This window comes from Pseudomonas sp. GL-B-26, assembly GCF_019947405.1.
Lineage (GTDB): Bacteria > Pseudomonadota > Gammaproteobacteria > Pseudomonadales > Pseudomonadaceae > Aquipseudomonas.
Genome location: NZ_JAGYGJ010000008.1, coordinates 1 through 26,894, shown reverse-complemented (window position 1 = coordinate 26,894; position 26,894 = coordinate 1). Strand labels below are relative to the sequence as shown.

28 protein-coding genes and 3 pseudogenes are annotated in these 26,894 nt (G+C 57.1%); 10 read left to right on the top strand and 21 right to left on the bottom strand.

From position 1 onward, the window contains the following. Nucleotides 1–26 precede the first annotated feature (26 nt). Nucleotides 27–1,148, top strand: coding sequence for an agmatine/peptidylarginine deiminase (locus tag KGB23_RS07155; protein ID WP_223430462.1), 1,122 nt, complete (start codon nucleotides 27–29; stop codon nucleotides 1,146–1,148). Between the two features lie 38 nt (nucleotides 1,149–1,186). Here the strand turns inward: KGB23_RS07155 and phnE are convergent, their stop codons facing one another. Genes phnE through KGB23_RS07135 form a run of 4 tightly spaced genes read right to left on the bottom strand, consistent with a single transcriptional unit; the run spans nucleotide 1,187 to nucleotide 4,417 of the window. Beyond that, on the bottom strand, nucleotides 1,187–1,954 hold the full coding sequence (gene phnE, locus KGB23_RS07150) for a phosphonate ABC transporter, permease protein PhnE (protein WP_223430461.1): 768 nt from the start codon (nucleotides 1,952–1,954) through the stop codon (nucleotides 1,187–1,189). Next, nucleotides 1,951–2,778 carry a PhnE/PtxC family ABC transporter permease gene (locus KGB23_RS07145; RefSeq protein ID WP_223430460.1) on the bottom strand — a complete coding sequence of 276 codons (828 nt, stop codon included), beginning with the start codon at nucleotides 2,776–2,778 and terminating at the stop codon, nucleotides 1,951–1,953. The genes phnE and KGB23_RS07145 overlap by 4 nt, the downstream gene beginning before the upstream one ends. Then, the gene (locus tag KGB23_RS07140) at nucleotides 2,772–3,569 is read right to left on the bottom strand and encodes a phosphonate ABC transporter ATP-binding protein (RefSeq protein WP_223430459.1); all 798 of its coding nucleotides are present in this window, start codon (nucleotides 3,567–3,569) and stop codon (nucleotides 2,772–2,774) included. The genes KGB23_RS07145 and KGB23_RS07140 overlap by 7 nt, the downstream gene beginning before the upstream one ends. Further along, nucleotides 3,566–4,417, bottom strand: a complete 852-nt coding sequence (locus KGB23_RS07135; RefSeq protein WP_223430458.1) for a putative selenate ABC transporter substrate-binding protein — start codon at nucleotides 4,415–4,417, stop codon at nucleotides 3,566–3,568. Before KGB23_RS07135 ends, KGB23_RS07140 begins: the two co-directional genes overlap by 4 nt. Nucleotides 4,418–4,708: 291 nt before the next feature. Here KGB23_RS07135 and KGB23_RS07130 point away from each other — a divergent pair, with 291 nt between their 5' ends. Then, the gene (locus KGB23_RS07130; RefSeq protein WP_223430457.1) at nucleotides 4,709–5,017 is read left to right on the top strand and encodes a panthothenate synthetase; all 309 of its coding nucleotides are present in this window, start codon (nucleotides 4,709–4,711) and stop codon (nucleotides 5,015–5,017) included. A 45-nt stretch (nucleotides 5,018–5,062) separates the two neighbouring features. Here the strand turns inward: KGB23_RS07130 and KGB23_RS07125 are convergent, their stop codons facing one another. The 3 genes from KGB23_RS07125 to KGB23_RS07115 form a co-directional block, all read right to left on the bottom strand. Further along, nucleotides 5,063–5,314, bottom strand: coding sequence for a hypothetical protein (locus KGB23_RS07125; RefSeq protein WP_223430456.1), 252 nt, complete (start codon nucleotides 5,312–5,314; stop codon nucleotides 5,063–5,065). Between the two features lie 62 nt (nucleotides 5,315–5,376). Beyond that, on the bottom strand, nucleotides 5,377–6,180 hold the full coding sequence (locus tag KGB23_RS07120) for a 2OG-Fe(II) oxygenase (protein WP_223430455.1): 804 nt from the start codon (nucleotides 6,178–6,180) through the stop codon (nucleotides 5,377–5,379). An 84-nt stretch (nucleotides 6,181–6,264) separates the two neighbouring features. After that, the gene (locus KGB23_RS07115; RefSeq protein WP_223430454.1) at nucleotides 6,265–7,074 is read right to left on the bottom strand and encodes a glycosyltransferase family 2 protein; all 810 of its coding nucleotides are present in this window, start codon (nucleotides 7,072–7,074) and stop codon (nucleotides 6,265–6,267) included. A 1,124-nt stretch (nucleotides 7,075–8,198) separates the two neighbouring features. On the opposite strand from KGB23_RS07115, the gene KGB23_RS07110 reads away from it, so the two are divergent. Further along, on the top strand, nucleotides 8,199–8,660 hold the full coding sequence (locus KGB23_RS07110) for an anti-virulence regulator CigR family protein (RefSeq protein WP_150656189.1): 462 nt from the start codon (nucleotides 8,199–8,201) through the stop codon (nucleotides 8,658–8,660). A gap of 50 nt (nucleotides 8,661–8,710) precedes the next feature. On the opposite strand, the gene KGB23_RS07105 is transcribed toward KGB23_RS07110, so the two are convergent. Both KGB23_RS07105 and KGB23_RS07100 read right to left on the bottom strand, forming a co-directional pair. Continuing rightward, nucleotides 8,711–9,145 carry a GFA family protein gene (locus KGB23_RS07105; RefSeq protein WP_223430453.1) on the bottom strand — a complete coding sequence of 145 codons (435 nt, stop codon included), beginning with the start codon at nucleotides 9,143–9,145 and terminating at the stop codon, nucleotides 8,711–8,713. Nucleotides 9,146–9,187: 42 nt separating this feature from the next. Next, entirely contained in the window at nucleotides 9,188–10,129 is a 942-nt protein-coding gene (locus tag KGB23_RS07100) for a carbon-nitrogen hydrolase family protein (RefSeq protein ID WP_223430452.1), read from the bottom strand. Between the two features lie 104 nt (nucleotides 10,130–10,233). On the opposite strand from KGB23_RS07100, the gene KGB23_RS07095 reads away from it, so the two are divergent. Further along, nucleotides 10,234–10,917 carry a winged helix-turn-helix transcriptional regulator gene (locus KGB23_RS07095; RefSeq protein ID WP_223430451.1) on the top strand — a complete coding sequence of 228 codons (684 nt, stop codon included), beginning with the start codon at nucleotides 10,234–10,236 and terminating at the stop codon, nucleotides 10,915–10,917. 93 nt (nucleotides 10,918–11,010) lie between these two features. After that, nucleotides 11,011–11,481 carry a hypothetical protein gene (locus tag KGB23_RS07090; RefSeq protein ID WP_223430450.1) on the top strand — a complete coding sequence of 157 codons (471 nt, stop codon included), beginning with the start codon at nucleotides 11,011–11,013 and terminating at the stop codon, nucleotides 11,479–11,481. Between the two features lie 419 nt (nucleotides 11,482–11,900). Here KGB23_RS07090 and chrA read toward each other — a convergent pair whose 3' ends face one another. The 8 genes from chrA to KGB23_RS07050 all read right to left on the bottom strand — a co-directional run bounded on the left by chrA (nucleotide 11,901) and on the right by KGB23_RS07050 (nucleotide 20,222). Beyond that, the gene (gene chrA, locus KGB23_RS07085) at nucleotides 11,901–13,259 is read right to left on the bottom strand and encodes a chromate efflux transporter (protein ID WP_223430449.1); all 1,359 of its coding nucleotides are present in this window, start codon (nucleotides 13,257–13,259) and stop codon (nucleotides 11,901–11,903) included. After that, entirely contained in the window at nucleotides 13,252–14,196 is a 945-nt protein-coding gene (locus KGB23_RS07080; protein WP_223430448.1) for a chromate resistance protein ChrB domain-containing protein, read from the bottom strand. Before KGB23_RS07080 ends, chrA begins: the two co-directional genes overlap by 8 nt. A 351-nt stretch (nucleotides 14,197–14,547) precedes the next feature. Further along, on the bottom strand, nucleotides 14,548–16,263 hold the full coding sequence (locus KGB23_RS07075) for an arylsulfatase (RefSeq protein ID WP_223430447.1): 1,716 nt from the start codon (nucleotides 16,261–16,263) through the stop codon (nucleotides 14,548–14,550). Nucleotides 16,264–16,474: 211 nt separating this feature from the next. Further along, entirely contained in the window at nucleotides 16,475–17,134 is a 660-nt protein-coding gene (locus tag KGB23_RS07070) for a MarC family protein (RefSeq protein ID WP_223430446.1), read from the bottom strand. A 127-nt stretch (nucleotides 17,135–17,261) separates the two neighbouring features. After that, complete coding sequence (locus KGB23_RS07065) at nucleotides 17,262–17,720, bottom strand: glycine zipper 2TM domain-containing protein (protein WP_223430445.1); 459 nt, start codon at nucleotides 17,718–17,720, stop codon at nucleotides 17,262–17,264. Nucleotides 17,721–17,734: 14 nt separating this feature from the next. After that, nucleotides 17,735–18,163 carry a hypothetical protein gene (locus KGB23_RS07060; RefSeq protein WP_223430444.1) on the bottom strand — a complete coding sequence of 143 codons (429 nt, stop codon included), beginning with the start codon at nucleotides 18,161–18,163 and terminating at the stop codon, nucleotides 17,735–17,737. Between the two features lie 63 nt (nucleotides 18,164–18,226). Beyond that, on the bottom strand, nucleotides 18,227–18,904 hold the full coding sequence (locus KGB23_RS07055) for a DUF3313 domain-containing protein (protein WP_223430443.1): 678 nt from the start codon (nucleotides 18,902–18,904) through the stop codon (nucleotides 18,227–18,229). A 49-nt stretch (nucleotides 18,905–18,953) separates the two neighbouring features. Further along, entirely contained in the window at nucleotides 18,954–20,222 is a 1,269-nt protein-coding gene (locus KGB23_RS07050; RefSeq protein ID WP_223430442.1) for an OmpP1/FadL family transporter, read from the bottom strand. 253 nt (nucleotides 20,223–20,475) lie between these two features. Here KGB23_RS07050 and KGB23_RS30355 point away from each other — a divergent pair. Continuing rightward, nucleotides 20,476–21,048: pseudogene (locus KGB23_RS30355) on the top strand (transporter); the annotation flags it as partial. An 18-nt stretch (nucleotides 21,049–21,066) separates the two neighbouring features. Next, nucleotides 21,067–21,349 (top strand): annotated as a pseudogene (locus KGB23_RS30225) (chemotaxis protein); the annotation flags it as partial. Between the two features lie 20 nt (nucleotides 21,350–21,369). On the opposite strand, the gene KGB23_RS07035 reads toward KGB23_RS30225, so the two are convergent. The 3 genes from KGB23_RS07035 to gfa form a co-directional block, all read right to left on the bottom strand. Next, nucleotides 21,370–22,110, bottom strand: coding sequence for a Mut7-C ubiquitin/RNAse domain-containing protein (locus KGB23_RS07035; protein ID WP_223430440.1), 741 nt, complete (start codon nucleotides 22,108–22,110; stop codon nucleotides 21,370–21,372). Between the two features lie 70 nt (nucleotides 22,111–22,180). Beyond that, nucleotides 22,181–23,197: an acyltransferase family protein gene (locus KGB23_RS07030; protein ID WP_223430439.1), complete on the bottom strand. Its 1,017-nt coding sequence runs from the start codon at nucleotides 23,195–23,197 to the stop codon at nucleotides 22,181–22,183. A gap of 334 nt (nucleotides 23,198–23,531) precedes the next feature. Next, entirely contained in the window at nucleotides 23,532–24,110 is a 579-nt protein-coding gene (gene gfa, locus KGB23_RS07025) for an S-(hydroxymethyl)glutathione synthase (RefSeq protein ID WP_223430438.1), read from the bottom strand. 352 nt (nucleotides 24,111–24,462) lie between these two features. Here gfa and KGB23_RS07020 point away from each other — a divergent pair, with 352 nt between their 5' ends. Beyond that, nucleotides 24,463–24,807, top strand: coding sequence for a cupin domain-containing protein (locus tag KGB23_RS07020; protein WP_150656170.1), 345 nt, complete (start codon nucleotides 24,463–24,465; stop codon nucleotides 24,805–24,807). Between the two features lie 11 nt (nucleotides 24,808–24,818). Here KGB23_RS07020 and KGB23_RS07015 read toward each other — a convergent pair whose 3' ends face one another. Next, the gene (locus KGB23_RS07015; RefSeq protein WP_223430437.1) at nucleotides 24,819–25,457 is read right to left on the bottom strand and encodes an FMN-dependent NADH-azoreductase; all 639 of its coding nucleotides are present in this window, start codon (nucleotides 25,455–25,457) and stop codon (nucleotides 24,819–24,821) included. A 106-nt stretch (nucleotides 25,458–25,563) separates the two neighbouring features. Here KGB23_RS07015 and KGB23_RS07010 point away from each other — a divergent pair, with 106 nt between their 5' ends. Next, nucleotides 25,564–26,418 carry a LysR substrate-binding domain-containing protein gene (locus KGB23_RS07010; protein ID WP_223430436.1) on the top strand — a complete coding sequence of 285 codons (855 nt, stop codon included), beginning with the start codon at nucleotides 25,564–25,566 and terminating at the stop codon, nucleotides 26,416–26,418. A 239-nt stretch (nucleotides 26,419–26,657) separates the two neighbouring features. Continuing rightward, nucleotides 26,658–26,894: pseudogene (locus KGB23_RS07005) on the top strand (IS110 family transposase); the annotation flags it as partial.

Sequence of the window (26,894 nt, the reverse complement as noted above, 5' to 3'; positions counted from 1 at the left end):
CAGACAAACACTCCAGGGATCAACACATGTCGACGCGTCGTGAGTTCATCAAACAGGTATCGGTCGTCGCCGGTTTGGGCGCGGCAGCGTCTATCGGGCTTGGCCTGACGCCCCTGCGCGCGCAAGCGGCTCCCTCCGGTTGGCGAATGCCGGATGAGGGCGACAGGCATCAGCGGGCCTTCATCGCCTTTGGCGCACAGGAAGCGATCTGGGAAGATTTCACCCCCGACGTACAAGCCGCCATTGGCCTGATCGCTCGCACCCTCGCGCGATATGAACCAGTGACCGTGTTCTGTCGTGAGCGTGAACGGGAACTGGCCGAAGAACACTGCGGCACGGCTAACATCAGCTACGTCACCAGCGAACTCGACGACATCTGGATGCGCGATATCGGCGCCAACTTCGTCATCGATGGGAAAGGCGAGCTCGGCGCCGTGGATTTCAACTTCAACGGCTGGGGCAACAAACAGCAGCACGGCGAGGATGCGCAGGTTGCCGCACTTGTGGCTGACATTGTGGAAGCCCGTCATTTGCGCAGCGAGTTGGTGGGCGAGGGCGGTGGTATCGAAGTGGATGGTCACGGCACGGGGATCATGACTGAAAGCAGCTGGATCAATGCCAACCGCAACCCCGATTGGAGCAAGGCCGTGATCGAGCAAGAGCTGAAAGCGCGCTTGGGCTTGCGCAAGATCATCTGGCTGCCAGGGATCAAAGGTAAGGACATCACGGATGCCCACGTCGATTTCTACGCCCGATTCGTCAAACCAGGCGTGGTGATCGCCAACCTCGACAACGATCCTCAGTCATACGATTACAGCGTCACGCGGGCCCATTTGGACATTCTCAAAAATGCCACGGATGCCGATGGCCGCAAGCTGCAAGTGCATACCGTGTCGCCACCGCTCAACCCACGAAAGAGCAAGTTCAGCCGCAACAATCCAGACTTTGCGGCAGGCTACATCAACTACTTCGTGATCAACGGGGCGGTCGTTGCGCCCGAGTTTGGTGACCGGGCGGCAGACTCCAAAGCCTTTGATTTGTTGTCCGAACTCTACCCGGACCGTGAGGTGGTGCAGCTCAACATCGACGCGATCTCTGCCGGTGGCGGCGGTATCCACTGTGTGACCAGTCACCAACCGTTGGCTTAGTCTGGAACAACTCTTTGCCATCGGGTGCTGCGAAGCCGTCAGGCCTTGACCCAGCGTTGACGGCTCCAGCTGCTTAATGTGTCGACGGCAAATACCAGCAGCAGCATGGCCAGAATGACCGTGCTGGCTTGAGCTTCCTGGAACAGGCTGAGGCTGACATAGAGCATTTGCCCCAAACCACCGGCACCGACGAAGCCGAGCACACTGGCCATGCGGATATTGTTTTCCCAGCGGTACAGGATGTAGGCCAGTAGCTGTGGCACCAGGTTGGGCAGTGATCCGTAGCAGAACGCGCATACGGCATTGCCGCCCTGCAAGCGGATGGCTTCGGCCGGTTCGGGTGGGGTGTTTTCCAGCGCTTCGGCGAACAGCCGGCCGAGCACGCCGGTGGTGTGCAAGGCCAAGGCCAGGGTGCCAGCATTGGGGCCGAGCCCTGCGGCGAGGACCATCAGCGCAGCCCACACCAGTTCCGGAACCGCGCGCAAGGCGTTGAGCACCAGGCGCGACGCGCTCTGCAAAGGCCAGCCGAAGCGCCCGGCCGCGGGCAATGCCAACAGCAGGCCGAATACCGCCGCGAGCAGGGTGCCAAGGGCGGACATGGCGATGGTTTCCAGGGCGCCGTGGCCGATGGCTTGCAGATGGCCCGCGCTCAGGTCCGGGCTGAGAAAACGCTGCGCATAAGCGCTCATTTGCTTCAGGTTGCCGCTGCCTCCGAGCTCGCCGAGGTCGATGCCCAGGTAGATGAACGAGGCGACCACCGCTGCGCCGATACACAGGAGCAGTGTCAGGTTGATCAAGCGGTTCATACCAGCCTCCAGCGCAGCAGGCGGCTGAGTTGATCGGCGAGCAGCACCAATACGAGAAACGTCAGTAACAAACTGGCCACTTCACCGCCGGCGAACATGCGCAGCGACAGGTCCATTTGCTGGCCCAGACCGCCGGCACCGACGAAGCCCATCACCACCGAGGCGCGGATGGCGCATTCCCAGCGGTACACCGTGTACGACAACAGTTCCGCAGCGACATTGGGCAGGATCCCGTAGAAAAAGGCTGCGAGCCGACCGCTGCCAGCCTGCAATAGCGCGTGAGCCGGGCGCTGGTCGACCGACTCGAAAATTTCCGCGTAGACCTTGCCCAGCATGCCGCTGTAGGTAATGGCAATGGCCAGCACCCCGGCAGTCGGGCCGAGGCCGACGGCGCGCACGAACAAAAGCGCCCAGACGATTTCCGGCACGCTGCGCAGGAAGATCAGTAAACCGCGGACCGGCCAACGCAGCAGTTGGCCCCAATAGCTGGGGTGGCCGGCACGGGAGGCGGCAGACAGCGACAGAGCCCGACTGGCCAGCAGGCTGGCGGGGACGGCCAACAGCAACGCCAGGGCCATGCCGGCCGTGGCGATGGCCAGGGTCTGCAGGGTGGCTTGCACTAACAGTTCAATGAATTCCTCGCCATGTGCCGGTGGCCAGAAGGCTGAGACGAACCGGCCCATCTCGCTCTGACTGTCACTCGCCACCAGAACACTGAGGTCCAATTCGCTGAAGTGGATGCCCGGCCACAGCAAGGCAAGGGCCAGTAAGGTGAACAGCAGGCGGGGCCGGGTGGCCGGATCTCGGGTATCACGGGTCAGCATCGGGGAATCTGCACACTCAAGGGCGCCGGAGTAATCGGTGGGGATTGCAGTTGTTCGTTGGCGTAGAGCTTGTCGAGCAGCCCGCGGTCGACGTCGCTGGCAGCAAGGTCGAACATGACCTGCCCATCACGCAAGCCGATGATCCGCGAAAAGTGCGCCAGGGCCAGCTCCACCGCATGCAGGCTGGCGACCAGGGTGACGTTGTGCTGCCGGGCATGGCGGCAGAGTACCGAAAGCGTGTGCTCGGCCAACACCGGGTCCATGGCCGAAACCGGCTCATCGGCCAGCAACACTTCGGGCGCTTGATACAACACGCGGGCAATGCCCACGCGCTGTAACTGTCCACCGGACAGTTGCTGACATTGCGCGAACAACTTGTCGCTGAGGTCGAGCCTGGCCAATGCCGCGCGTGCGCCCGGAATATCCACCGGATGCAGCAAGTTCAGCAGACTTTTGCCCAGGCCCCACTGGCCCAGCTTTCCAGCCAGAACCGCGGTGACCACGCGCTGGCGCGGTGGCAGCGGGGGCGCTTGATGGATCAGACCGATGCGCGCGCGCAGACGCTGACGCTGACGGGCAGAAAGCTGCCAGGCTCGCTCGCCGAGCACCTGCAGCTCACCGTCGTCCGGTCGCAGGGCGGTGGCCAGCAAGTTGAGCAGGCTCGACTTGCCCGCGCCGGACGGACCGATGATGGCGACCTGTTCGCTGGCACCGATGTGCAGGTCCACCCCACGCAACGCATGGACGCCGTTAACGTGGGTAAGGCTGACCTGGGTCAGATGCAACGTCATTTGAGCAGTTCGGCAGCGCGTGCGGCTTCCTCGATGCCCTTGTAGTTCTCGGGTTTGGTTTCGATGAATCGGCTGGCGGCCTGCAGATCCAGAATCTCCTTGTCTTTCGGGTTCGCTGGATCGAGCGCCAGGAAGGCGGCCTTTATCTTGGCCGCCAGCGCCGGGTCGAGGGTCCCGCGCACCGTCCAGTTGTAGTCGTAGTAGGCCGGGGTGGTCGCAAACACTCTGACCTTGGTGGTGTCGACCTTGCCGGCGGCGACCAGTTTTTCCCACACGCTGGCATTAAGTACCCCGGCGTCCACTTTGCCGGCCTGGACCCAGGCGACAGTGGCGTCATGGGCACCGGAATAGCCCACACGACTGAAGTAGGTTTCCGGCTTGATGCCGTCCTTCAGCATGAAATAGCGCGGCATGAGACTGCCTGAAGTGGAGGACACCGAACCGAAGGCGAAGGTCTTGCCCTTGAGGTCGGCGAGGGATTTGACGGCCGGGTCGGCGGTGATGAATTTGCTGGTGAACTGGGCGTCCTGTTCGCGCTGTACCAGCGGAATGGCATTGCCGGTTTTCAGGCGTGCCTGCACGAACGTGAAGCCGCCCAGCCAGGCCATATCGATTCGGTCGGTGGCCAGCGCCTCGACCACGGCCGGATAGTCGCTCACGGGAACGAACTCGACCTTCATGCCCAATTGCTGCTCCAGGTAGGTGCCCAGCGGCTTGAACTTGCGCAGCAGTTCGGTCGGGGCTTCATCGGGAATCGCGCTGACTTTCAGGGTGTCGGCGGCCTGCGCCAACAGGGTGCAAAAAGACAGGGTCAAGCCGACAGCCAATGCCAGGGTACGGTTGAGCATGAAAATTCTCCGGTGCATTAAGGCAAAAATGTCGATACGCCAGGCGCAAGCTGATTGCTGCATGGCGCTTTGTGAGGGTAGACGAAATGGAGCTAAATTGACCGCTTTCGGCCCGATTGGTAGTGCGACAAGCCTGAAGTCGATCCGGCCAGGATGATCCTTGGGTTAACGCTTTTAGCAGCCCGAAATCGCCATGTTTCATGACCGCCCGTAACCCGGCCCGAGGGTTGACTCACGCTTAGCTATTCTTCATGACACTACCGGGTTGCAAGTGGAACAGAGGATTGAATGATGAAGATGTTACTGATGGTCGAGTGCCCTAACGAACCCTTCAACTCCCTTGTCAAAGCGGGGACGGTGGGCGAGGTTATTGAGCGCATCCTGAACAGCATCAAACCGGAGGCGGTGTACTTTACTGAACAAGATGGCATGCGTGCTGGGATTTTTGTGGTCGACGTACAAGACCCCTCCGACATCCCCGCTTTTGCGGAACCTTTTTTTCTCAACTTCAATGCTACCTGCAAGTTCCGTGTTGTGATGAGCGCACAGGATTTGCAAAAGGCCGGTCTGGAGACACTCGGGAAAACGTGGGCGTGCTGAGAGGCCATTTGGGGTCGGTACTGACGACCCCGATCCGCCTGTTCGTCAGTTCCGTACAGTCCACAGCATGGTCTGAACCCTGATATGCGGATGACTGACCAAAGGTTCCCATTCATCGATGAAAGAGAAACCCTGCTTTAGATAGAAGTTCGAGGCTCGCTCTTTCCACTGCTCGTCACTGTATTGAGCGGCCGTTTGGTAACTCACACCAAACGCTGTCGGCGTGTCCAAAAGCGCAGCGAGACGGACTTGCTTCAAAAGCATCCAGTCTTTGGCTTCCGTCAATCGAATGGCCATGATCTTCCTTGAAGATGGCGAAACTTTAGACTGGCTAAATCTTTCAGCGGGTGTTCCGTAGTCTAGTTTTTCTTCTTGATTAGTTTACCCATGTAGTACTTCAGGCTGAAACGATCTTTGGGCCTTGGCTTGTAGTGGGTTTTGTTTCTTTGTGCAGGATCGATCACCATGGTTCCTGCGGTGTAGTAATAAAGCGCTATAGACCTGCGCGTGATGTGCTCTGGCGTTGTTAAAGGCTCTGGATGCCCATGATTGCTGTCTTTGTCTGTGTTGAAAATGACACATCGATTGTAGATGGGCAGGACTTTTTTAAGACAGGTCTTCATGTCGACATCCCAAAGTTCAAGGTTGCCGCCGTATTCCTCTCGCCAGTCTTCATTCAGATAAATGATGATATTCAGTCTGCGCTCAACATTAAGCTTTTTGTTGAGTCTGAAGTCCGAGTGCACCCCCAGGAAACCGCCGCTTTTCGTTTCATGCAGACCGCCACCGGCAAAGTAGGGGTCGGGTATCAGACCTTCGATGCCTGTGAGCTTTTCAAGAAACTGCAACATGGGGGCAGAGTTAAAGGCGTTGAAAACAGTCTTCAAATAGGGGGGGCATTCGTTGGGGCTGATTTGACGTTTTAGTTGACCTTTATAGCCGCGCTCATAGAGCATTTCGTTGTTGGTGGGTTCGGTTGGGAAGTGCGAGCAGATACTCGCAATCAGCTCTTCATCCAGGAAATTATCGATGACGATGTGCGGAAATGGCGTAGCCTGAATATAGCGACTTGCCAATGAGGAACCCAAGGCGCTGGCGGCGTTCTGGTCGAAATCAAGCGCCGGGGAGAGGGTCATAGGTAGTGCTTGAGTGATGGGTGCCATTACCGCTCCAATAACTTCATATAAAGACTTGTGGGTGACTTCAAGCAGCGTTCAGCGCACTGCTCGTTGCGTCTCTATCGTAGCTTAACTTTTTCTGTCGTCTTTCTTCAGACGCTTAAGGATATTATTGTACATTTTGGTTCGTCTATGAGTCTTTCCATAGCTGCCAGCCGCTGCGACAGTGCCGGACTGCATGTGATCCAGATAACTGAAAATTTTACGCGGTGATAACATTTCAACGACATAGCCAAGCTCGGTCATGCGGTCTTGGAGGGTGTAGCCAGGCACGCGATCATCCATCGAAAAATGCATGTTGTGCTGTTTGATAAGTTTGCAGTTCCACAATGTGCAGAAACTTTTCAAGTAGACTTCTCTGTACGGTTTTGGATCTCTGGAACGCAAACCCATGGAGATTTTCAGGCGTCTGAAATGGTGTTGGAATAGGCGTGAGCTAAAGCGCCAAAGTGTTCTGGCAGTACCGCGATTTATTTGCTCGACACAACCGACAGCTACGGTTTTTTGATTTTTTAAACATTTATTTAGCATCATCGGGAAAACATTTTTATCAAAAACAAATGTATCGGTGTGCATTAGAAATAAATAATCAGTTTCAACTCGATCCAAAACCAGGTCAAGTGCTTTGCCATGCGCGATATGCCCGGCTTCTGGTTCAGAAACAGAGCGCTCGATTAAATTTATCCAGTCAAGCGTTCGTAAGTACTCAGTGCTTTCATCGGCGGAATAGTTGTCAACTACCCATATTGGGACATTGTGGTTGCCCACGTGCTGGTGCAATAAGTCTAAGCATATCTTGGTGATTTCTGGTGTTTTGTAATTGACTATAACGATGCTGAAAGTTTTAGAGTCGTCAGCCAGGAAACTAGTGTTATTCATCGTTCAGGCGCCCAATGATATTGCATGTTATTGTAGGAGTAATTGAATCTTTATACAGCTTTCGCTTATTTGTCTGCGCAAAATTTTGCGTGACTATAAAGCGTAATTTGTTAAGCCGCTTTGCGATACATAATAACCATAGCTTACTCGGGCCTGATGGATAGCAGTATGTGCGGGCTTCATCGTATAAGGATCTGCTCTGTAGGTAAACATCCGTGACTTAATTCGTTACACGTTCTCCCGCTAGCCGTCTCCCGTACACGCAGCTTGGTTAAGTCGCGGGCACGTAGGCTTTCTGCTCGAGCTGGCTCAGTGAACATCGTTGTGCCCTGACAGCCTTGCGAGCGGTCTCAACGTGATTCGACAAGGTCTGTCGACTGCCATTGCCTAACGATTGGATTTACGGATGAAACCAACGATGTCTCTCCAGTTCCACACAAAGATAGTCACTGCCATAACCGCCATGTCCCTGTCTCTCACTGGCTGTGTCGGGGTAGTGGTTTCCGTACCGGAACCGGAAAGTGAACGCATTCCCTTGACCTACCAGCAAACAGATAGCGACCTGACCACGCGGGCGTGGTGTGGTGTAACGCTTTGGGCCGTGATCGTACCGATCCCCTTGAAATTGCCCGTCTGCAAACTTCACCAGGGGCAATCTTTAACATCACCGTTTTATGCCTGCGGCCCTCTGATGACCCTGGGACCTATCTTTCATGGTTATGCGGGAAATGCACTGTGTGGAAAATTTACCGGGTTGTTTTGACCGAGGCGGCGCCATAAAAAAACAACCGTTGATGCAGATGCCGTGGCACTAACAGCTACTGCGCATTGAGCATTACTGATGAAACGTGCGGCCCATTGTTTCCTGTGTTCGACGTCGAACACGGGAGGCGTGATGGCAAACGGCTACGCTCTTCACGATTTCTCATGTATGCCTCGACATGCTGGAATGACCTGCCTTATTCAGAAATAGAGGCAAGTAATGCTGAAGTGACGCGCAGTTCGATAGGCTCCATTGCAAACCGGCCGTGGGGGCTTGGGTGTCGATGGGAGAACATGGAACCCACATCGTCGATAGCGTCTAAATTACAGAGAGATGTCCCGCCACGCTGAAGGAACGACTCATGCTCAGATCTCGCTCATTGATTGCAGCTATTACATGCCTTGCGCTGGTTTCCGGTTCAGTGACTGCATTGGCCGATCCTGGTAATGGAAAGGGCCAGGGAAACGGCAAGGGGCATCCGCAAAACAGCCAGGTTCATGGCAACCAGGGAGGCAAGGGCAAAAACGCCGGAGGCGGCGATTGGGATAATGGCCCAAGCATCAATCACGCAAGCGTTCTTGGAATTGTTGGTGGGTATCGGGACTACTGGAGCCCCGGACCTGCATTGCCACCCGGCATTCAAAAGAACCTCGCGCGAGGTAAGCCGCTTCCCCCCGGGATTGCCAAAAAACTGGACGGCCGGTTGATCGGCAGGCTTCCTCATTATGATGGGTATGAATGGCAGCAAGTTGGCACCGACTTGATATTGGTCGCGCTGGCAACCGGGCTCATCTACGAAGTGCTCAACGGTGCATTTGATTAATGGGCATGATCCATATGCCCATTTGAAGGTGGCAACCAGTGTAAACAGCGCTATTCGCCCACGCTGATGCCCGATCCCCCTAATTCGTTGGGGACATCCTTCAGCTTGGGCAATCCATCTTTGATGCGCAGCACGGTCTCCTGATAGTGGACGTGAACGCCTGGCGAATACGCAAGATCCGGGATGACCGCGGCATATACATCGATGAGCCCCATCCCCGGGTGCTCAGTGAAGATGTGCCCGCCGCACGTCTTGCACCACTTGCGATAACTCTGCGGTGTCTTGTTGTAGGTGCCGATGTTGTCAGCACCCCGAGTCACTTGCACCGCCTCGGGTTTCCACAGCGTGAAGGCATTGACCGGCCCTGCTGACCAATGCCGACATGACTCGCAATGGCAGTAGCCCATCGCGGCCGGCTCGCCACTGACGGTGAACTCGACTGCGCCGCAAAAACAACTGCCCTTGTAAGACTGTTCAATGCTCATGGCATGACTCCTTGATCAATTGCCAGGCGATACCGCCGGACGTCATTCGTCAATGTAGTGCACCGCAGTCGCCGGCGTGCGCCGCACCTGCAGTTCGAAAATGTCAGGGCGCGCGTAATGCCCGGTGACGTCGAGCGCCCGCCGCGCTGGCGCCACGAGTGCGACGTCGATGTCCGCATACAGAATGCCGGCCTCTCGGTGTAATGGACCGGCCACGATCCGGCCTTGAGGACTGACCACCACCGAGTCGCCGTCGTTGATCCATTCGTCCGGATCGGGAAACAGTTGCGCACGAGACGGGAAGTCGTCGGGGATGTCACTGCCGCGCAGCACGGTGCCGCTGCCGAGCACCCAACAGCGGCCTTCGAGAGCAATGTGACGCATCGTGCTGATCCAGCCATCTCCCGTGTCGTACGTGGGGGCGATGTAGATTTCCACCCCTTGGGCATACAGAGAGTAGCGTGCCAGCGGCATGTAGTTTTCCCAGCAGATGAGCGTGCCCACGCGGCCGACGGGTGTATCCACCGTACGCAACCCGCAGGCATCACCGAAGCCATGCACCATGCGCTCGGGATTGGTTGGCATCAGCTTGCGGTGGCGGTTGAGCACTGCGCCGTTCGCGCCGATAACGACTACGCTGTTGTAGAGCGTGCCGCCACCATTGCGCTGGTCGCATTCATTGATGCCGCACACGATCGTCACCGCGTGGACCCGGGCGGCCTCGCACAATTCGCTCAGGTCACCGTTCGCGATATCGACGGCGTTGGCCAGCAGCCGCGTGTGCAACTGGCCCATGACAGCCCCGTCTCTTCCCGCCGCCAGCCGCCAGATCCACGACGGGTAACCTGGAATGAACGATTCGGGCAAAACGATCAGCGAGGCTCCCGCTGCCGCAGCCTCAGTGACTGATTGCACGGCCCGGGCGATCGTCGCGCTGCGATCGAGCAGCACGGGCGGGCGCTGAATGATGGCTACCTTGGTCATGGCGTGCTCCTTTTGGTATTTGGCTTTCGAGGTTTCAGCGTGCGCGTGGCGAAGTGGCGGGGCTAGTTCAGAATCTGAAGCGTTGTAATTGCGGAGCCAAGGCAATGGACGAAAGCTACGGTCAGTTCTGCACGGTCGCGCGCGGTGCTGAAGCCCTGTGCGAGCGCTGGACACCCTTGGTCGTGCGCGAATTGCTGTGCGGCAGCAAGCGCTTCAATGAACTGCACCGCGGCGTGCCCCGGATGTCCACCAACCTGCTGGCACAGCGGCTGCGCCATTTGGAAGAAATTGGCGTCGTGCACCGCACGGCCACCGGCAAAGTCTGGGAGTACAGCCTGACCGAGGCGGGCGAGGAATTGCGCCCCATCATCATGGCGCTAGGGCATTGGGGCGCGCGCTGGATCGGCAGTCGCCTTCGCGATGACGAACTCGACGCGGGCCTGCTCATGTGGGACGTGCGCCGGTTCGTGTGCGTCGAGACGTTCCCGTCCCGACCGGTGGTCATCCACTTCAGATTCCGTGACGCGCGACCCGGCGAGCAAGCGTGGTGGCTCGTGGTTGAACAGGGCGTGGCAGACCTCTGTCGCGACGACCCCGGCCGCGAACTGACGCTCGTCGTGGACTCCAGCGTGCGTGCGTTGACCGAGGTGTGGACGGGCGACCGCACACCACGGGAGGTTCTTCAGTCGCGAGAACTTCGTGTAGATGGCGCGGTGAAGGATGCGGAAAGTTTGTGGCGCTGGCTTGGCACGAGCGCGTTCGCGGGTACCCGGAGCGCTGCACACTAGCGCTGGCAGCATCCGTCGGTCGCAGGACTTGAACTGTCTGGGGCTTAATGCGTCATAAGACTCGTGATATCAACCAACCCTACGGAAGCAATCATGCTTTTAAAGAATAAGAGTCTCGTTGCTGTAATGTCCTGCGCCCTGATGCTTGCGGCCGCCCCATTACTCCCTGCTGACCTGTCCATCATGAACTCCGCCTATGCGAAAGACGGTGGTAATGGGGGCGGAAACGGAGGTGGTGGTAATGGCGGTGGCCACGGCGGCGGTATAGGCGGCGGCCACAGTGGTTCGGATCACTCCGGCGGTGCCAACAGTAACGGCCGCGGCAATGGACTGAGCAGCGATCATGCCGGCAAGGCTGTTCGCGACCATGGTGAAAGCGGAAACCACTATGGCAGTGATCGCAATAGTGATCGCGGTCATGGCCCAACGACTTCAGGCATCGCCCATTCCAAAGATACTCGCGGCGTGGCCAAAGCCAGAGCAATCTCGACCACGACACCAGGCGATCACAACACGAAAGGGTTGAGCAAAGCCGGGACATCGGTATCGAAAAGAACGCACTGATCAGCCATAAGGGCTGGTAGGGAAGTACAACAGGCTCAACTGCAAAGTCTGCCGCACGCTTGAGCTCAATTGGACTTCTTCGGCGGGTAGTTACTGCGCAACCCCCCGGACTGGGTGCCTGTTTTGCCGGACAGGGCAGGCACTACCGGGCGAGATCTGGGTTGGGGGTTGGAGCGGCTCCGGGGTTGAGGTTGTTTGCTCATTGTTTGCCTCCAGACTTTTCAAGGTTTCGCGAAGGTCTTCTGCTAAAGCTTAGCTGCTTGCTGCGATGGCCTACGTCGTTCGGCAGTGGGTGAATAGGCTGCAAGCGACCAAAACCCGCAGCACGTAACCCTAAACAAAACGGGCGCCCCGACAAGGCGCCCGTTTTCGTTTGTTCCGCTGCTTGAGTCCGTAAACGTCGACCGATCACATCCTCTCTAGCGCAGCAGATGCACCGCCAAGCCGACAAGCGCGCAAGCCATCAGCACCTGAATGACACCCCGTTTGAAGCGGAACAAGGCAATCGCCGCGGCAATGGCAATCAGTGCAGAGGGCCAGTCGAGGTTGCCGCTGAAGCCCTTCGGCCACAGCACGTGATAGCCGAAGAAACATGCCAGATTGAGGATCACTCCAACCACCGCCGCTGTGATTGCGGTGAGCGGTGCGGTGAACTTGAGTTCATTGTGGGTCGATTCCACCAGCGGGCCACCGGCGAGGATGAACAGAAACGAGGGCAGGAAGGTGAACCATGTCACCAGGGTGGCTGCGACAGCCCCGGCCAGAAATACATGATCGGCGCCGAACACTTGTGAGACGTACGCTCCAACAAAGCCGACGAAGGCCACCACCATGATCAGCGGCCCTGGTGTGGTTTCTCCCAGTGCCAAACCGTCGATCATCTGGGTCGGGGTAAGCCAGCCATAGTGACCGACCGCACCTTGATAGACATACGGGAGGACTGCATAGGCCCCGCCAAAAGTCAGCAACGCGGCCTTGGTAAAGAACCAGCCCATCTGGGTCAAGGTGCCTTCCCAACCAAAGAGGACGATCAAAATACCCATCGGCAAAGCCCACAACACGGTGCCAGTCAGGGCGAGCGACGCCAGCTTGAACCAGCTGAAACGGGCATGTTCCGGGGGCGGGGTGTCGTCATCGATCAAGGCTGGGCCGAAGGACTTTTTGGCAGCGCCATGGCCCCCTGTTCTGAACTTCTCAGGCGCCAGACGCCCTCCGACATAGCCGATTAACGCTGCCCCCAATACGATCAGCGGGAAAGGAACATTGAACGCGAAGATCGCGGTAAATGAAGCTGCTGCTATCGCCCACAGCCAATTATTCTTCAGCGCCCGAGTGCCGATCCTGTGTGCTGCCTGCACCACGATGGCCGTCACGGCAGGCTTGATCCCATAGAAGAGGCCGGCCACCACAGGCACTTCGCCGAACGCGATGTACATCCACGACAACGCGATGAGGATGAACAGTGAGGGCAGCACAAACAACACTCCGGCGATCACTCCGCCCCAGGTTCGATGCATCAGCCAGCCGATGTAGGTCGCCAATTGCTGAGCCTCTGGCCCAGGTAGCAACATGCAATAGTTGAGCGCATGGAGAAAGCGTCGTTCGGAGATCCAGCGCCGACGTTCTACCAGTTCCTGGTGCATGATCGAAATCTGTCCTGCTGGCCCGCCGAAACTGATGAAGCCGAGCTTCAACCAGAACCGGAATGCCTCACACAAGCTGATCGCCTCCGGCCTCGATAGATCCTCTTCAGCCGTTGATGCCAACACCTTACTCATTGGGTTGTTCCTCTTTCGCAAACTCGGCGAGCAGGCCGTCGAAGATGGCGCTGGCAGCAGCCAGCAAGTGGTCGTCATGGGTAATGGTTTCGCGCAACCCTGCCAGCACTCGTTCGATGCCGGCCGCCTCCAAAGGCTGAATGCCGCCGATATCGAGGTAGTGCACCATGGCCGCGATGCGGTTCAGGCCGGGCTCTTGAAGCTCAAAACTGGCTTGCAGGGTTTCGAAGGTCACGCGATTTCCGACATGACTGAAGGTCGCATTATCGAAGTCGAAGCCCAGCGCGTCTGCCGGACAGTCATGTGGAGTATTCAGCCAGAGGATCCGGGCTTGAGGATCAATGAAGCGCCGAATCAACCAGGCACATGCCAGACGGTCAACCCACGGACGCTTACGTGTTGCCCAGACACGACGTTGATAATCACCACGGTTGAGTGCCGTGATGGGCTCGTCGCGGCTATGGGGTTCATCGGCAGACAACGCTCTGCTGACAGCCGTCTCAAGCTCCTGCAAGGCTGAATCAATCTGCTCCTTGGGCTTGCCTGGGAAATAATCGATGCTGGTGAGCTGATCGTAGTTTTTGCGCAGCTTGCGAATTTGTTTGGTGGTGGCCACTGCGTTTTCAGGGTTGAGCTGCCCACGGCACTCTTCAATCTCTGCGCGTAGCTTGCTGTAGTCATCGCTACGGTCGAACAACTCGACAAAGCGCTCACCCTCCGGATCGACCACGGGCAGGATGTAAACAGTGCCATTGATAGAAAGGATGTCGCGCTCGACAGACGCCAGAGCATCGCGACAGACACCGGTATCAGGCAACAGATAGGCACCATCGCGCAAAACCGCCGCACCTGAGGCTTTCAGAGCACGCCAGGCTCGCATGCGCTCGGTGGCATTCGCGGTGGGTAAAGCGAGAATCAGTGTCAGCCAGTTATTCATGTAGAGAGCGCTATTTATTTTGTAGTTCTTACTACGTTATCGGTGTTCTTGGCGTTTGGAAAGCCATCCTTAAAATCTGCATTAAATGGGGATTAATGTTGAAGTGAAGGCCGTTGATTAGTGGTCAGCAACGGGCTGCAATCGACCCAGGCTGCCGGTCAGCATCGGCAGAAGTTGGCCGGTAGCTGCCTGTTTTGAGGGGCTGCAATCGATCGGGTGCGTGAATTTTGGCCAACAAATCCCTGCATCCCCGCTAATGCCATCACTTCCCCAACACAACCGGGATGGATTTGATCAGGTACAGCGAAGAAAGCCAGGGTTAGCGCGCCCTGGCTTTCTCACTTCACACTCCTACTGGCCTGGAACCTTCTTGCTCATCGCCTTGACTTGCTCCAGGACCTGCGTGAGGTTGTAGGATTCCGGCGACTGCAGAGGTGGGAACGCTGCAAAGGACTCAAGTTCCTGCAGCCACAGTTGCTGGCCTACCGGTAACACGTTCCAGTTATAGAGATAGGCCGTACTTGCCCCAGCCAATGCACCGCCGACCGACAGCACCGACTTCTGATCTTCCCCTACGGCCTGCTCGAACGGGTCCCTACGGATGTTTTGCACCTGCGCCCAGCCATATGTCTGTGGACCCATCAACGCTGAAACGCCAGAGGAGCCTTCCATGGTGAAGTAGATCTTCCAGTTCTTGTAGCGTACGGCCGACGGTGTAGCCCCGGTGTAATACAAGAACGTGTCACGCGCAGACTTGTTCGACTTGCCCGTCAGGTAGTCGAGTTGATTAACGCCCTGCAACTTGGTCTTGAGGATGCCAGGGTACTTGCCCGCCATGATCTGCTCGTTGAGTGCATTGCCTTTCGGACCACCCGCGACTTCAACCAGTGTTGGCAACCAATCGTACGAGGCAAAGATGTCTTCATATACCGTGCCCGGCTTGATTTGACCTGGCCAGCGGATCAGCGCCGGAACACGCATACCGCCTTCCCAGGTCGTCAGTTTGTTAGCCTTGAAGGGCGTCATGCCGCCATCGGGGAATGTCTGGCTTTCCGCGCCGTTATCCGTGGTGAACACCACGATGGTGTTGTCCAGTTGCCCCATGCTTTCGAGCTTTTTCAATACCAGGCCGATATTGTCGTCCATCTGCTTCATGCCGACTTCCTGGATGCCCCAGTCGTTACCCCCTCGTTCACCCAGCATGGCCTCATACTTGGGCGAGAAAACGGTGGTTATGTGCATGCGCGCCGGGTTGTACCAGACAAAAAACGGCTTGTTGGTCGTCTTCGGATCGTTGCGGTCGAGGAAATCGATCACCTTGGCGGAAATTTCTTCATCCACGGTTTTCGAGCGTTCCAGCGTCAGCGGCCCCTCATCCTTGCACGTCTGGTTCTGCGCCGAACCATCCTTGGACGTACAGGCCAGGACCGGCCGCGGTGGCGTCAAACAAACGGTGGTCTTGGGATCGACTGCGCCTGGTACTGGCGGCACCCCTGGAATGAGTTCCGCCTGGCACGGTGGGGCAAAGCCCTGCTCGGTAGGGCTCTTGTTGATGTCTGGAAAGCTCACCTGCTGCATGGCATCCAGGTGATAGAGGTACCCCCAGAATTCCTGGAAGCCGTGTGCCGTGGGCAGTGCGTCCGGGTGATCACCTAGGTGATTCTTGCCAAACTCGCCAGTGTTGTAGCCTTGGTCGAGCAGGAACTTGGAGATCGCCGGTGTGCCAGGTCGAAGGTAGGAGGGGCTGCCGGGTAGTTGCGGCGGGATCATGCCGGTTCGCAAGGGAGTCATGCCTGTGAAGAAGGCATTACGACCCGCCGTGCAACTTTGCTCGGCGTAGTAAGTCATGAACTTGGCGCCTTCATTGGCAATCCGGTCCAGGCTGGGGGTTGTGTCAAAACCCAGCCCGTTCTGATAAGCCCCGACCTGCATCCAACCGATGTCATCTCCCATGATGAACAGAATGTTGGGTTTTTTGTCGGCCGCCTGGGTGAGCGTGGGCACAGATGCCCCCAGCATCATGCCACCGGTGGCCAGCCCCACCAGCACCATCTGTTTAAGTCTCATAGCGTGTTCCTCTATCGATAGATATAGGCGTACAGCTACATCTGACTACCGCTGCACTTCGTTCGAAATGCGAGAATTGGTAATGATGACCCTCCAGCCTTGCGGTGCTGCAAACGTCAGTTCGTGGATGGATAAGTCTAGACGATGGGGATGTCTGAAGAGATCAAGAGTACTTATTTGGCACAGGAAAATTCGGCGGTCATTGCAGTTCCTACTTTGTCACCCCATTGAGTAGCACTCCGTACGACTGTAGGAACTCCACCGTGCCGTGGAAAATGAGGCCCACGCCCATGGCCGAGACAAAAAAGCCGACGATGCGGGTCGCGGCGTCTATGCCTTGCGGGCCGATCTTCTTCAATATGCCCTTGGCGTAGACCAGTGACAGGTAGGTGGTGAACATCGTGGCGCAGATGGCCAGGGCCACTACGGCGAACGACAGCGCAGCGCGTTGGGAATCCTTGATGGTGCTGGTCAAGCCGATCACGGTGGCGATGGCGCCAGGGCCAAACATGATCGGCATGGCCATGGGGATGAAGGCAATATCCTGGTCGCCCTTGGCGCCGCTGGGAATCAGGCTACTATTGGGCGAGGGGGCGAAAAGCTCGAAGCCGATACGCATCAGGATCAGCCCGCCAACTACCCGAATCATGCTGAGGGGCACCTCGAACAGGCGCAGTAGCAGGTTGCCGAAGATCAGAAAGAAGAACATCAGCAGCAGCGTGTAGAGGCACGCTTTGCGTGCCACTCGGCGCAGTTCGGCGGCGTCCTTGTCTTGTAGCAGGCCCAAGAAAACAGGGATGGCCTCCAATGGATTGATGATTGCCAGTAGGGTGGTGAACATTCCGAAGAACAGCGTGAAGTACGAGTTCATGGGGGGCTACCGAAGATGGGTCTACCGATTCACCCTGGCTGATCGGGAAGCAACTCATCCCAAACCGTGCCGCAAAAAAATTCAGGGTTTCGGAAAGAAGGTTTACAGAGAGGCATGCCCCAGCCGTTTAACCGCCTTGCGGTACCACTCGGGCATCATTACCTGAGCCTTGGATATAAACGTTCATACCTTTACCCAGGGATGGATTGATCGGTTGTGTAACCGATACCAACACGCCACTTCTTACCCGCACGATGATCTGTTGCGCCTCGATCGGTTGGTCGTATTTTTTCTTCTCTGCGTAATTACCGCCAACAGCACCGGCGAGAGCACCCGCAACCATGGCGACATCGCGCCCGGTGCCATGACCGATCAGGCTGCCGATACCGAGTCCGCCAAGGCCTCCGAGTACGGCGCCGACGCCACTGTCGTGATTGGTCTGCATCTGCGTCAGCGATATCTGCTCGATCTTCCCTGAGCGAATCTCGATTTCACCGGCACCGCCATCGGTTGATCCCACGGCGGAGCAGGCACTGATCAACACAGTGGCCAACGTTAGCGACAGCCAGGACAGGACAGTTTTCATTGTTGTGCACCTCGTTATTGGTATTTGATGGCAATGCCTTTTAGCTTGCGTCCCTGGATCGTTTCTATGTCACGGCTCCACAACGGACCTGTCACGTAAGCGGCGACGGGCTGAATGTGGTCGTAAACGACGACTACCGCGTCTGCGCCAAGTTTGGCGGCTTCTTCACGCAACTTTTGTTCAACTTGGGTGATCGGCGGCGCAGGATCGACAGTGGCATCGATCAGGATTTCGCCCAACCGCACATTGGGGCGCGTCGGTTCTGCGCGTAATACCTGGACTTCGCTGGGCAGGGTCGGCGCGGGATGCTCGACCCCGACGTAAGCGGTCGTCTGCGCATCTACCGATGCGCAAGCGCTCAGCCCAAGCACACTGGTGATGAGGGCTGCGATGAGTAACGGTCTGTGCAATCTTGAGAGTCGAAGCGATGAAGGGGTCCACATGTCAGCTACCCTTTGCTTGAGGTTTATTCAACCGCCAACGTTTGTTGGCGGTTGAAACAGGAGTCAACTGCGGATGAAGGCCCAGAGATCGGCGTTCAATTTGTCGATCGCGGCCTTGAAGTCCTTGGTGGTGATTTTCTCGCTCTCGTTCGACAGCTGGCTGCCAAATACCTTGCGTACGACTTTGGCCACGGTCTGATTGGTTTTCGCGTCGATAAACTCGGCTTCGATGAACAGGTTAGTGTCCTGATCCCGGTGACCGGTAGCTGCCTGCGTCGCCCCGACCACGGCCGCGATCGGCACCACTTCATACCACTTCATGCCTTCGTTGGAGGCGCTCACCCCGGTGATCGCTGCGCGCAGGATCAGGGGTTTTGAGCCGCCCGGTGCAGCGGATGTTTTGGACACTACCCGGTATTTCTGGCCCAGCACGCCTTTGGCCTTGCTGGTCATGTAGTTCTGCAATTCGTCCAGCGTCTGCTGGTTGACCCGCTCGTTGGGTTTGGGCGCCGGATAGAGTTCCAGCTTGTTGAACACTACCGTGTCGTACGCATTCGGATTCCATGACGGGCTCACCCAGCGCATGGCTTTCTCGCCACTGGTGGTCGTCACTTCTTCCAGGTTGTTGTAGTTAGGCAGGAAGCCGGAGTATTGGTTTTGTTCGGTGACTTTTGAGGTACAACCACCAAGCAACAGACCGGCCAGTGTGGCGCCGACGAGCAATTTTCGGGGCAAGTTCATAGCGGTAGGTGCTCCTGGGTTAAAGTCGTCTTATTTCGTTGGCTGGAGATCAGAATCGCCAGGTCATGTTTCCGGTCAAGGCTTGAATCCAGGCACTGTCAAACTGACCGGAAGTTCGAGTGCCCGATACGGATTTGGTCTGGTCCACCGGCATGTCGCCAAGCCAGACCATGGCCCAGCTGACGTTGACATCAGTGTCCTTGTTCAGAGCATAGGTGGCTCCTGTCGCAATGCGCCAGGATTCGCCCATAGGCACGGTGAAGGTGCGGTTGCTGTCCGAGACGGCGCTGCTGTCATACGCCACGCCGACATTCCACAACAGTTGCTCGGTGGCCTGGTATTGCGCGCCAAGGGAGAGGTGCCAGGTATCCTTGAAGTCGGCGTCGACAGTTCTCGATTGCGATCCGAACGCCGTGGTGTCGACCTGCACGGCGATGTCACCGAACTCCGACCAATCCTGCCAGTTGACCGACGCCAGTAACGCCCATTGCCGGTCGAGTTGCTGGAACAGGCTCAAGGTGACGGTTTGCGGCACCGTCATATCCAGTTGGGTGTTAGTGCCATTGACTCGCTCCAGCAACCGGCCATCGCCCTTGACGTCCAGCCCGTCTTCGAACTCCAGGTCGACCTTGCTGGTGTAAGTCAGACCGATGCGCGTGCCCGGTTGCGGGGCGTAAATCACGCCCACGTTGGCACCAAAACCCCAATCCTTGTCCTTGTACTTGAACTGGCCATCGCCACGGTCGGTGAAGCCGAAAGGCGAGCGGTCGATGGCGGTTTGCGCTTGCAACATGCCGTACATGGCTCTTACGCCAACGCCCACCGACCACTGCTCGTTGAAGCGGTAAGCCACGCTGGGCACCAGGGACAAACCGAGGAGGCTGGCGTTCTGCGCGAAGTAGCGCCCGGACCAGTCGTTGTCGTAATTGACCGCCAGCCCGAAGTCGCCGTACTGGCCGAAACCGACACTCCAGTGGTCATCCAGTTCATGGCTGATGAAGAAACTGCCACCGGGAATCGGGTCCAGCGCATTGCCACTGCCGCTGCCCGGGACATTGGTGCCGGCGTCGCGATCGAAGCTCAGGTCGCCGTAGAGCACCTGCAAGCCGCCGGTGATTTGTGTGCCCGGCAGGTAACTCATGCCCGCCGGGTTACTGGCGATGGTCGACGGGCCTTGAGCGCGGGCGGCGGCGCCGGCGTTGGCGAGGCCGGCGTTTTCGGTGCCGATTTCGTAGAGCATGATGCCGCCCGCATACGCCTGCTGGCAGCACAAGGTAAACAGCGTAGAGGCAGGCAGGGCAGCTGTTTTGACTTGCATCTGATTAACCTCGGCAAATATCCACTTTCGACTAAGGGTAGCTGGAGGTCATAGGGCATGGGTCATTCACGGCGCACCACGCACCCTCTCAGGTCGAACTAACCATAGTCGAGAAAACCTGAACTAAGCTGACGGGGACCGATTCGGTCACACATAAGTGGTAGTCCATATTCTCAATATCGGGAAGGAGCTACTGATGAGTAAACGCCTTCAATTCCTGTCTGTGATCGCTTTGGCAATTATTTGACCCAAAGTCGGGCTAACCATCTTGCCGATCATCGATCAGCATGGCCTGGTACCTGGCGGGCAGGCAGACAAATCCGGTATCGGTGACGTGACCCAGAGTTTCTTCTTTTCACCCAAACACCCGACCGTAAGCGGCTGGATTTGGGGGGCTGGGCCGGCGATTCTGGTGCCGACTGGCAGCGACGAGCTGTTGAGCGGTGAACAATGGGGGGCGGGGCCCACCGTGGTTGCCCTCAAACAAAGTAATGGCTGGACCCGCGGTATTCTGGCCAACCACATCTGGTCGCTGGACAACAGCCCGCCCGATGACAAAAACAAAATCAACCAAACCTTTCTGCAACCTTTCTTCAGCTACACCACCCATACCTATACAACCTACGGCATCAACACAGAATCCACCTACGACTGGCAAACCCGCGAATGGTCAGTGCCGATTAACCTGTTCGTCACCCAGTTGTTTAAAGTGGGCCACCAACCCATGAGCCTGCAAGCAGGGCCGCGCTACTGGGTTGACAGCCCGAAAGATGGCGCTGAGGGCTGGGGTTTTCGGGTGGCGTTTACGCTATTGTTTCCCAAGTAATTTCAACCCTGCTTATCTTCGTCCGACTCCACCGGGTAAATCGACCAGTTGCTCAACACGCTCGGCAGCAAGACCCAGGAAGTTTCGCAGAAGATGGAAAGTTGCCTGGACCTGTCGCGAACCAGTGTGTCTTCGATCGAGAGCGCACGTGACAGCTTTGAAGGCATCCAGTTGTCCGTCAATGAAATCAGGGATCAGAACCTGCAGATATCGGCAGCAGCAGAAGAGCAGCACAGACTCAGGCCGGCGTTAGCACCTCTCGAATGAACTGAACGGGCTGGTGGGGCGCTTCAAGTCGTAGAGGCGGCCCGATGCGCTCGGCTATCGGTACAGCAGAGGTGCCAGCAGTGCACACATGCCGCGCCAGTGCGAACCCTCCCAGTAAACCCGTTGGCAGGCGTCGCAGCGCAGGAAGTGCGAATAGAGGGCGCCAACGCGTGGCGGCACCTGCGACCGGGCCAGTTCCGCGCTGATCTCGTGCAGCGGCAGGTTGCAATGAAGGCACAGGCTGAATGGCCGCGCGCTACGCGCCAGGTCGAGGCGCTCGTACAATTCGCGCAGCTGCAGCGACGGTTTCAGGGCATGCACGTAACAGCCGTGGCTGATGATCCGTCGCTTGAGCAGTTCGCGGTCACGGGTTAGCACGATGCGTCCTTGCTGCGCAGCGATCTCGGCGATTTCGCCATCCTCGAAGCCATTGTCGTAGAGGGTGTCGAAGCCGCTCATGCGCAGCAGGTTGGCCAGCCCGCCAAGGTGCGCATCAGCGACGAAGCGCAGCACCCGTAAAGGTTGCGCACGAACCTTGAGCAGCGGGCTGATGTCCAGCGCTTCGAACTTGGGATACACCGCCAGCCGGTCACCGTCGAAAATCACCCGCTCCAAGCCCACCGACTCGCCGTTGAGCAGCACCAGCTCGACCTCCGTGTGCGGTATCCCGAGCGCCTCGATCATGTGCTTGACCGTCGCCGCTCGCGCGCACTCGCAAGTGAAGGACTGCCGCCGCCGTTCGGCCGGCAGGAAATCGTTGAGCTCCTCGTAGAAGCGGAAGGTTGCTCTGGTCATGTTGAACAGTATGGCAGGGCTGCAAGGATGAGCGAGTCTAGTCCGGACATCTTCTTCGGTAGATCCCAAACTACGAAACGCCCGATGCAACAGATTGGCTAGCTACTTTCTTGGCAAATCTCTTACCAAAAGCAATCCACCATTTTTCATAATAGAAGGTCGAGATATGCGCGGTGAGAAAAATGGCGGCGAACAACAAAGGGCGCTTCAAATATTTTATGACGGTGTCTCCGCTACCCAGCCAAGTATGTATTAGCAGCGGATGAACAACGTAGAGAGCGTACGAGATGGTGGCGATATAAAACAGAACGCGATTATTCAGAAGCTGGGCAACTCGTGTTTGGCTATTGAGTAACGTGCTCCCTACCATCGCTGCGGCAAGATAGGGGCGGAAGTAGTTCATGAACCCCGCATCGGGATGGCAGGACAAGACAAACAGGAGGAATAAAAATATTTGCGTAATCCCCGTTTGTGTCGGAAGTTTGTCAAGGATGTTACCCAGTCTATTGTTGTAGATCAGTGCAAGTATGCATCCGGAAAGTATTTCATCAATGCGGTAATAAGTGTTGATTGCAACATGGACATCATTCATGACTCGATACATCGTGACGGCGATGCAGAGACAAGGGATTAGCACTACCCACTTGTTTCTCATCAGAACTACCAGCAAAGCGATGGCGAAATAAAACTGGACCTCCATGCACAAACTCCATAGGTGGCCGTTTACACTGCCAAGCCACATAGGCGGCCAGTTGGCAACGAACAGAAAGTTTGCGATGTAGACATCCGAAGTGCTGTTCATGACAGGTAAAGCAATGAGCATGTACAACCAGGCGAGCGGTACAACCCGAAAGATTCTGCGGATTAAAAAATCAACGACGCTGCTGTTGTTGAGCAGAAAATTTGTTATCAGGAAACCCGATAACGTAAAGAATATAGCCATTCCCATAACGCCTGCGGCGGCATTAAATTGCCAAGCCTTTGGGCTAAGTGGTAGCAGGTGGCATGCCAAGACAAGCAAGATGCTTATGCCGCGCCATCCATCAAGTACGCTGAATCGAGAGCCCGCTACGGAACTACTGTTCATATTCGCATCCCGCTCTTGGGTCGATAGAGGGCATTCTATAAAGGCAGTGCTGCGTCTGAAGGCTGTCTGAATTCATATAAAAAACCAGTAGCTGCAGCGGTGAAAAATTCAAGAAATCAGACCATTTGAGCCTGTAGTCTAGGACACCTTTTGCACTTTACACTTCACGCCATGAAAAAATTCCAGTCGCGAGGAGTTCGCTAAATGACTGGGTTTTTGGCGTTGTTTGTTTGACGTTGCTTGATAGCATGGCGCTAAGTTAATTATGTCGGGCGCACAACATCAAAGGTGAATCGGAGCCGCGGTCCGGAAAAAAACCGCGGCGACCGATCAATCAGGCGGCGGGGAGCAGGCCTTTCTGTTTGGCGACATGAGTCGCCAGTGCGTCCATCAAGTCCGGGGACAGGCAGTCATAGGGTTCCAGGCCGATCGAGCGCAGGCGCTCACGGATGGCCTTCATTTGCGCTGGCGGTGTGCCGGTTTCGATGATGGAGGACACGAACGCCGCGAATCCCGGCGCAGCCCATCCGCTCTGTGGCGAAAGCTCGGTGTGGACGAAGTCCAGGCCATAAAACGCATGGTCCTTGTTCTCGATACGCCCAAAGAGATGGGCGTGACACTGCTTGCAGGCGTGCCGCTGGATGGTGGCGGTTTCGTCGACAATTGCCAGTTTTTCACCGTGGGCAGTGACGCTGACCTTATCCCGAGGCACCACCGCGATGACGGCGAATGTCGCGCCTTGCGGTTTCCAGCATTTGCTGCAGCCGCACGCGTGGTTATGCAGAGTTTGTGCGTCGATCTTGACCTCGACCTTGTCTGTCGCACACTGGCATTGCAGGGTGCCACCTGTGAAATTCGCGGCGGCGGGTTGGATACCATTGTCCAGTGCAGGGTGAAGTTGCAAGGTGCTCATGCTGGCGTCTCCGTTTCAGGGGGTTAGACAAAAGTGCCTGGGGCCGTGCCCCAGACCGGTAGTTCATCGGAACTCGATGACGGCGCGGATCGATTTGCCTTCATGCATCCGATCGAACCGCGGCGGAATTTCGAAAAGGACACAGTGCATAAACGAGTGACCTCCTTCGGTGCGACCGGTCGGTTACCCAGATCAAGAATAGTCTGCGATGACGCCTCGAGCGCGGCTCGGGCTGCCGAATTTCAGCCTGTCGCGACCGACTGAAAACGACCCTTTGTCGCCTCCCGACTGATCACACCTTTTAGCGTCTCTACTTCTAGTTAGGCCCTGTACGTACAGAGGGGAGCGCGCGATGAGCAACGAACAGGCTGCACCCGAGACGAAAGGCGTTACGGTGACGTTACTTGCAACGATTGACCTGGGGCCTGAGATCGAGGGTATGGCGGGGCGCCAACTTAGAATGCGCAAGGTGACCATCGAGCCTGGAGGCGTCTTCGGGCCGATTCACAACCATATAGACAGACCCGGCACCGTCTACATTCTGCAAGGAACGATCACCGACCATCGAAATGGAGTCGCCACGGATTACGGGCCGGGAGTGGGCTGGCCCGAGGACAGGAACACCACACACTGGCTTGAGAACAGAGGCACGATTGCGGCGGTGGAGATCTCGGTCGATATTGTCCGGCAAGAGTAAGTTCATTTACTTCACTTGAACCTGTCTGCCAGGTTCCTGGCCTGCTGAGTCGCGTCCTCACGCGCGCGCCGATCAACGTCTTCCCCCAGGATGGTTTTCTCCACAATCACCGAATGCACATCCGTGACGCCGATAAATTTCAGCCAGGCTTCCACGTAGGGCTTCTGGAAGTCGAAGCGCTCCGCCGGTGTGCTCGACTGCGCCGAAAAATCCAGGCCGCGGGCGTACATCACCACGGCGAGTTTGTTGTGCAGCATGCCTTCCAGACCGCGTTCCGGGTCAACGCTGAACAGAATGTCTTTCTGCGATACCAGGTCGATGAAGTGCTTGAGTTTGTACGGGATGCTGAAATTCCACAGCGGTACGGACATCACGAGTACATCCGCGCGGTGCAGGTGACTGGCCAACTCTTTTAACGTGTTCCAGGCGTCTTGTTGTGCGGCGGTCAACGGCGCGCCATTGAGCCCGGCGTATTTGGCCTCCATGGCCAGATCATCGAATTCCGGCAACGCCATGTTCCAGAGGTCGAGGGTGATGATTTCGGTGTCCGGAGTGTTTGCTTGATAACGCGCAATGTAGCTGCGGGCGACTTCAAGGGAAGCCGAACGCTGCTTGCGTGGCGAACACTGAATATGGAGAAGAGTCGTCATGGCACACCTTGGATGATGGGGAAGCAGGGCAGGTGAGAGCATTGCAACATAGTTGTATTTGAAATATAAATCGTAAATTCCTGTTCAATTGATCACGTATAAAACTATGTTCGATGCTCTGCTGCTCAAGACATTTGTCACCGTCGTCGATGAAGACGGCTTCAGTCGTGCGGCCCAGAAGCTGCACCTCACTCAGTCGGCCGTCAGTGGCCATGTGCGGCGATTGGAAGAACAGATTGGTAAACCCCTGTTGACGCGCACCACCCGTTCCCAGCAACTGACGGCCGATGGCGAGCGCCTGGTCTCTTATGCGCGCACGATCCTCGCGCTGAACCGTGATGCCTGGACTGACCTGACCCGCACACCGTTTCACGGGCGGCTGCGGATCGGGGTGTCTGAAGATTTTGTCGAGTCTCGATTACTGCGCACTGTTCAGGAATTCGCGGCGCAGTACCCCGGGATGAAGATCGAGGTGCAGGTGAACATTCCGGGCACGTTACTGGCGCTGATGAAGCAAGGGCATCTGGAAGTGGTCATCGGCTCGCTGTGCGAAACCAGCGAAACGGGGCTGTTGCTATGGCAAGAACCGCTGGTGTGGGCCTGGTCGGCGCAACCCGTCACCCGGTTACCCACGCCGTTGCCCCTGGCCCTGTTCCCCGCGCCGTGCCCTTATCGCGAAGCCGCGCTGACGAGGCTGGCGCAGGCGGGAATCGCCCAACGCACGGCGATGTTGTGCAGCAGCACCGCCGGGTTGCGGGCGGCGGCCCTGGCAGGCTTCGCGGTAGCGCCCATGCCACTCAGTCAGTTGGGGCAGGGGTTGGCGGTTATTGGGGTAGAACAAGGATTGCCGGATTTGCCGGATGCGCAATGTCGGCTGTTCAGCTCGCCTGACGCGGATCAGGCGATTGTGGCGGCGGTTACTCAGCTTATTGTGGAGTATTGCTCTACGCGGAGGGCTTGATTGTTATTTCAAGGGGCTGCTTGAACGTCTTGGGTCCACTCCTGAGGGAAGGTCAGCCGTCTGTTGGATGCGGGCGAACCACTTGGATCATGGACACAAAAAAGCGGGCGCCTTGATGGCCAGTGCCGATCAGTTAAGCCAAAACACGATCCTTGTAATTGAATGGACTCGCCCAAGCCGAGGCGTCTGTGCGCCACGGTGGCATTCTTATAGAAGCCAACGACAGCGAGGGCGAGGCCATGAAAAAGCATACGACGATCAATCAGTCTTTGTCAGCCGATCTGGCGGCATGCACCACAGTTGCGGTGGATCTTGCCAAAAGAGTCTTTCAGTTGGCCGGGGAGGATGCTCTCGGTCAGGTGTTGTTCGAGAATCGAATCAAGTCACGTGAGGCCTTTCAGGCATTTCTTCATAAGCTTCCAGCGAGCGTGACGGTGTTGGTGGAAACCGGGCCAGGCGCTCAGGCATGGGCACGA

Excerpts from the sequence above, each read along its gene's own strand:
- KGB23_RS07155 (WP_223430462.1), top strand. The coding sequence starts at position 27 with ATGTCGACGCGTCGTGAGTTCATCAAACAGGTATCGGTCGTCGCCGGT.
- phnE (WP_223430461.1), bottom strand. The coding sequence starts at position 1,954 with ATGAACCGCTTGATCAACCTGACACTGCTCCTGTGTATCGGCGCAGCG.
- KGB23_RS07145 (WP_223430460.1), bottom strand. The coding sequence starts at position 2,778 with ATGCTGACCCGTGATACCCGAGATCCGGCCACCCGGCCCCGCCTGCTG.
- KGB23_RS07140 (WP_223430459.1), bottom strand. The coding sequence starts at position 3,569 with ATGACGTTGCATCTGACCCAGGTCAGCCTTACCCACGTTAACGGCGTC.
- KGB23_RS07135 (WP_223430458.1), bottom strand. The coding sequence starts at position 4,417 with ATGCTCAACCGTACCCTGGCATTGGCTGTCGGCTTGACCCTGTCTTTT.
- KGB23_RS07130 (WP_223430457.1), top strand. The coding sequence starts at position 4,709 with ATGAAGATGTTACTGATGGTCGAGTGCCCTAACGAACCCTTCAACTCC.
- KGB23_RS07125 (WP_223430456.1), bottom strand. The coding sequence starts at position 5,314 with ATGGCCATTCGATTGACGGAAGCCAAAGACTGGATGCTTTTGAAGCAA.
- KGB23_RS07120 (WP_223430455.1), bottom strand. The coding sequence starts at position 6,180 with ATGGCACCCATCACTCAAGCACTACCTATGACCCTCTCCCCGGCGCTT.
- KGB23_RS07115 (WP_223430454.1), bottom strand. The coding sequence starts at position 7,074 with ATGAATAACACTAGTTTCCTGGCTGACGACTCTAAAACTTTCAGCATC.
- KGB23_RS07110 (WP_150656189.1), top strand. The coding sequence starts at position 8,199 with ATGCTCAGATCTCGCTCATTGATTGCAGCTATTACATGCCTTGCGCTG.
- KGB23_RS07105 (WP_223430453.1), bottom strand. The coding sequence starts at position 9,145 with ATGAGCATTGAACAGTCTTACAAGGGCAGTTGTTTTTGCGGCGCAGTC.
- KGB23_RS07100 (WP_223430452.1), bottom strand. The coding sequence starts at position 10,129 with ATGACCAAGGTAGCCATCATTCAGCGCCCGCCCGTGCTGCTCGATCGC.
- KGB23_RS07095 (WP_223430451.1), top strand. The coding sequence starts at position 10,234 with ATGGACGAAAGCTACGGTCAGTTCTGCACGGTCGCGCGCGGTGCTGAA.
- KGB23_RS07090 (WP_223430450.1), top strand. The coding sequence starts at position 11,011 with ATGCTTTTAAAGAATAAGAGTCTCGTTGCTGTAATGTCCTGCGCCCTG.
- chrA (WP_223430449.1), bottom strand. The coding sequence starts at position 13,259 with ATGAGTAAGGTGTTGGCATCAACGGCTGAAGAGGATCTATCGAGGCCG.
- KGB23_RS07080 (WP_223430448.1), bottom strand. The coding sequence starts at position 14,196 with ATGAATAACTGGCTGACACTGATTCTCGCTTTACCCACCGCGAATGCC.
- KGB23_RS07075 (WP_223430447.1), bottom strand. The coding sequence starts at position 16,263 with ATGAGACTTAAACAGATGGTGCTGGTGGGGCTGGCCACCGGTGGCATG.
- KGB23_RS07070 (WP_223430446.1), bottom strand. The coding sequence starts at position 17,134 with ATGAACTCGTACTTCACGCTGTTCTTCGGAATGTTCACCACCCTACTG.
- KGB23_RS07065 (WP_223430445.1), bottom strand. The coding sequence starts at position 17,720 with ATGAAAACTGTCCTGTCCTGGCTGTCGCTAACGTTGGCCACTGTGTTG.
- KGB23_RS07060 (WP_223430444.1), bottom strand. The coding sequence starts at position 18,163 with ATGTGGACCCCTTCATCGCTTCGACTCTCAAGATTGCACAGACCGTTA.
- KGB23_RS07055 (WP_223430443.1), bottom strand. The coding sequence starts at position 18,904 with ATGAACTTGCCCCGAAAATTGCTCGTCGGCGCCACACTGGCCGGTCTG.
- KGB23_RS07050 (WP_223430442.1), bottom strand. The coding sequence starts at position 20,222 with ATGCAAGTCAAAACAGCTGCCCTGCCTGCCTCTACGCTGTTTACCTTG.
- KGB23_RS07035 (WP_223430440.1), bottom strand. The coding sequence starts at position 22,110 with ATGACCAGAGCAACCTTCCGCTTCTACGAGGAGCTCAACGATTTCCTG.
- KGB23_RS07030 (WP_223430439.1), bottom strand. The coding sequence starts at position 23,197 with ATGAACAGTAGTTCCGTAGCGGGCTCTCGATTCAGCGTACTTGATGGA.
- gfa (WP_223430438.1), bottom strand. The coding sequence starts at position 24,110 with ATGAGCACCTTGCAACTTCACCCTGCACTGGACAATGGTATCCAACCC.
- KGB23_RS07020 (WP_150656170.1), top strand. The coding sequence starts at position 24,463 with ATGAGCAACGAACAGGCTGCACCCGAGACGAAAGGCGTTACGGTGACG.
- KGB23_RS07015 (WP_223430437.1), bottom strand. The coding sequence starts at position 25,457 with ATGACGACTCTTCTCCATATTCAGTGTTCGCCACGCAAGCAGCGTTCG.
- KGB23_RS07010 (WP_223430436.1), top strand. The coding sequence starts at position 25,564 with ATGTTCGATGCTCTGCTGCTCAAGACATTTGTCACCGTCGTCGATGAA.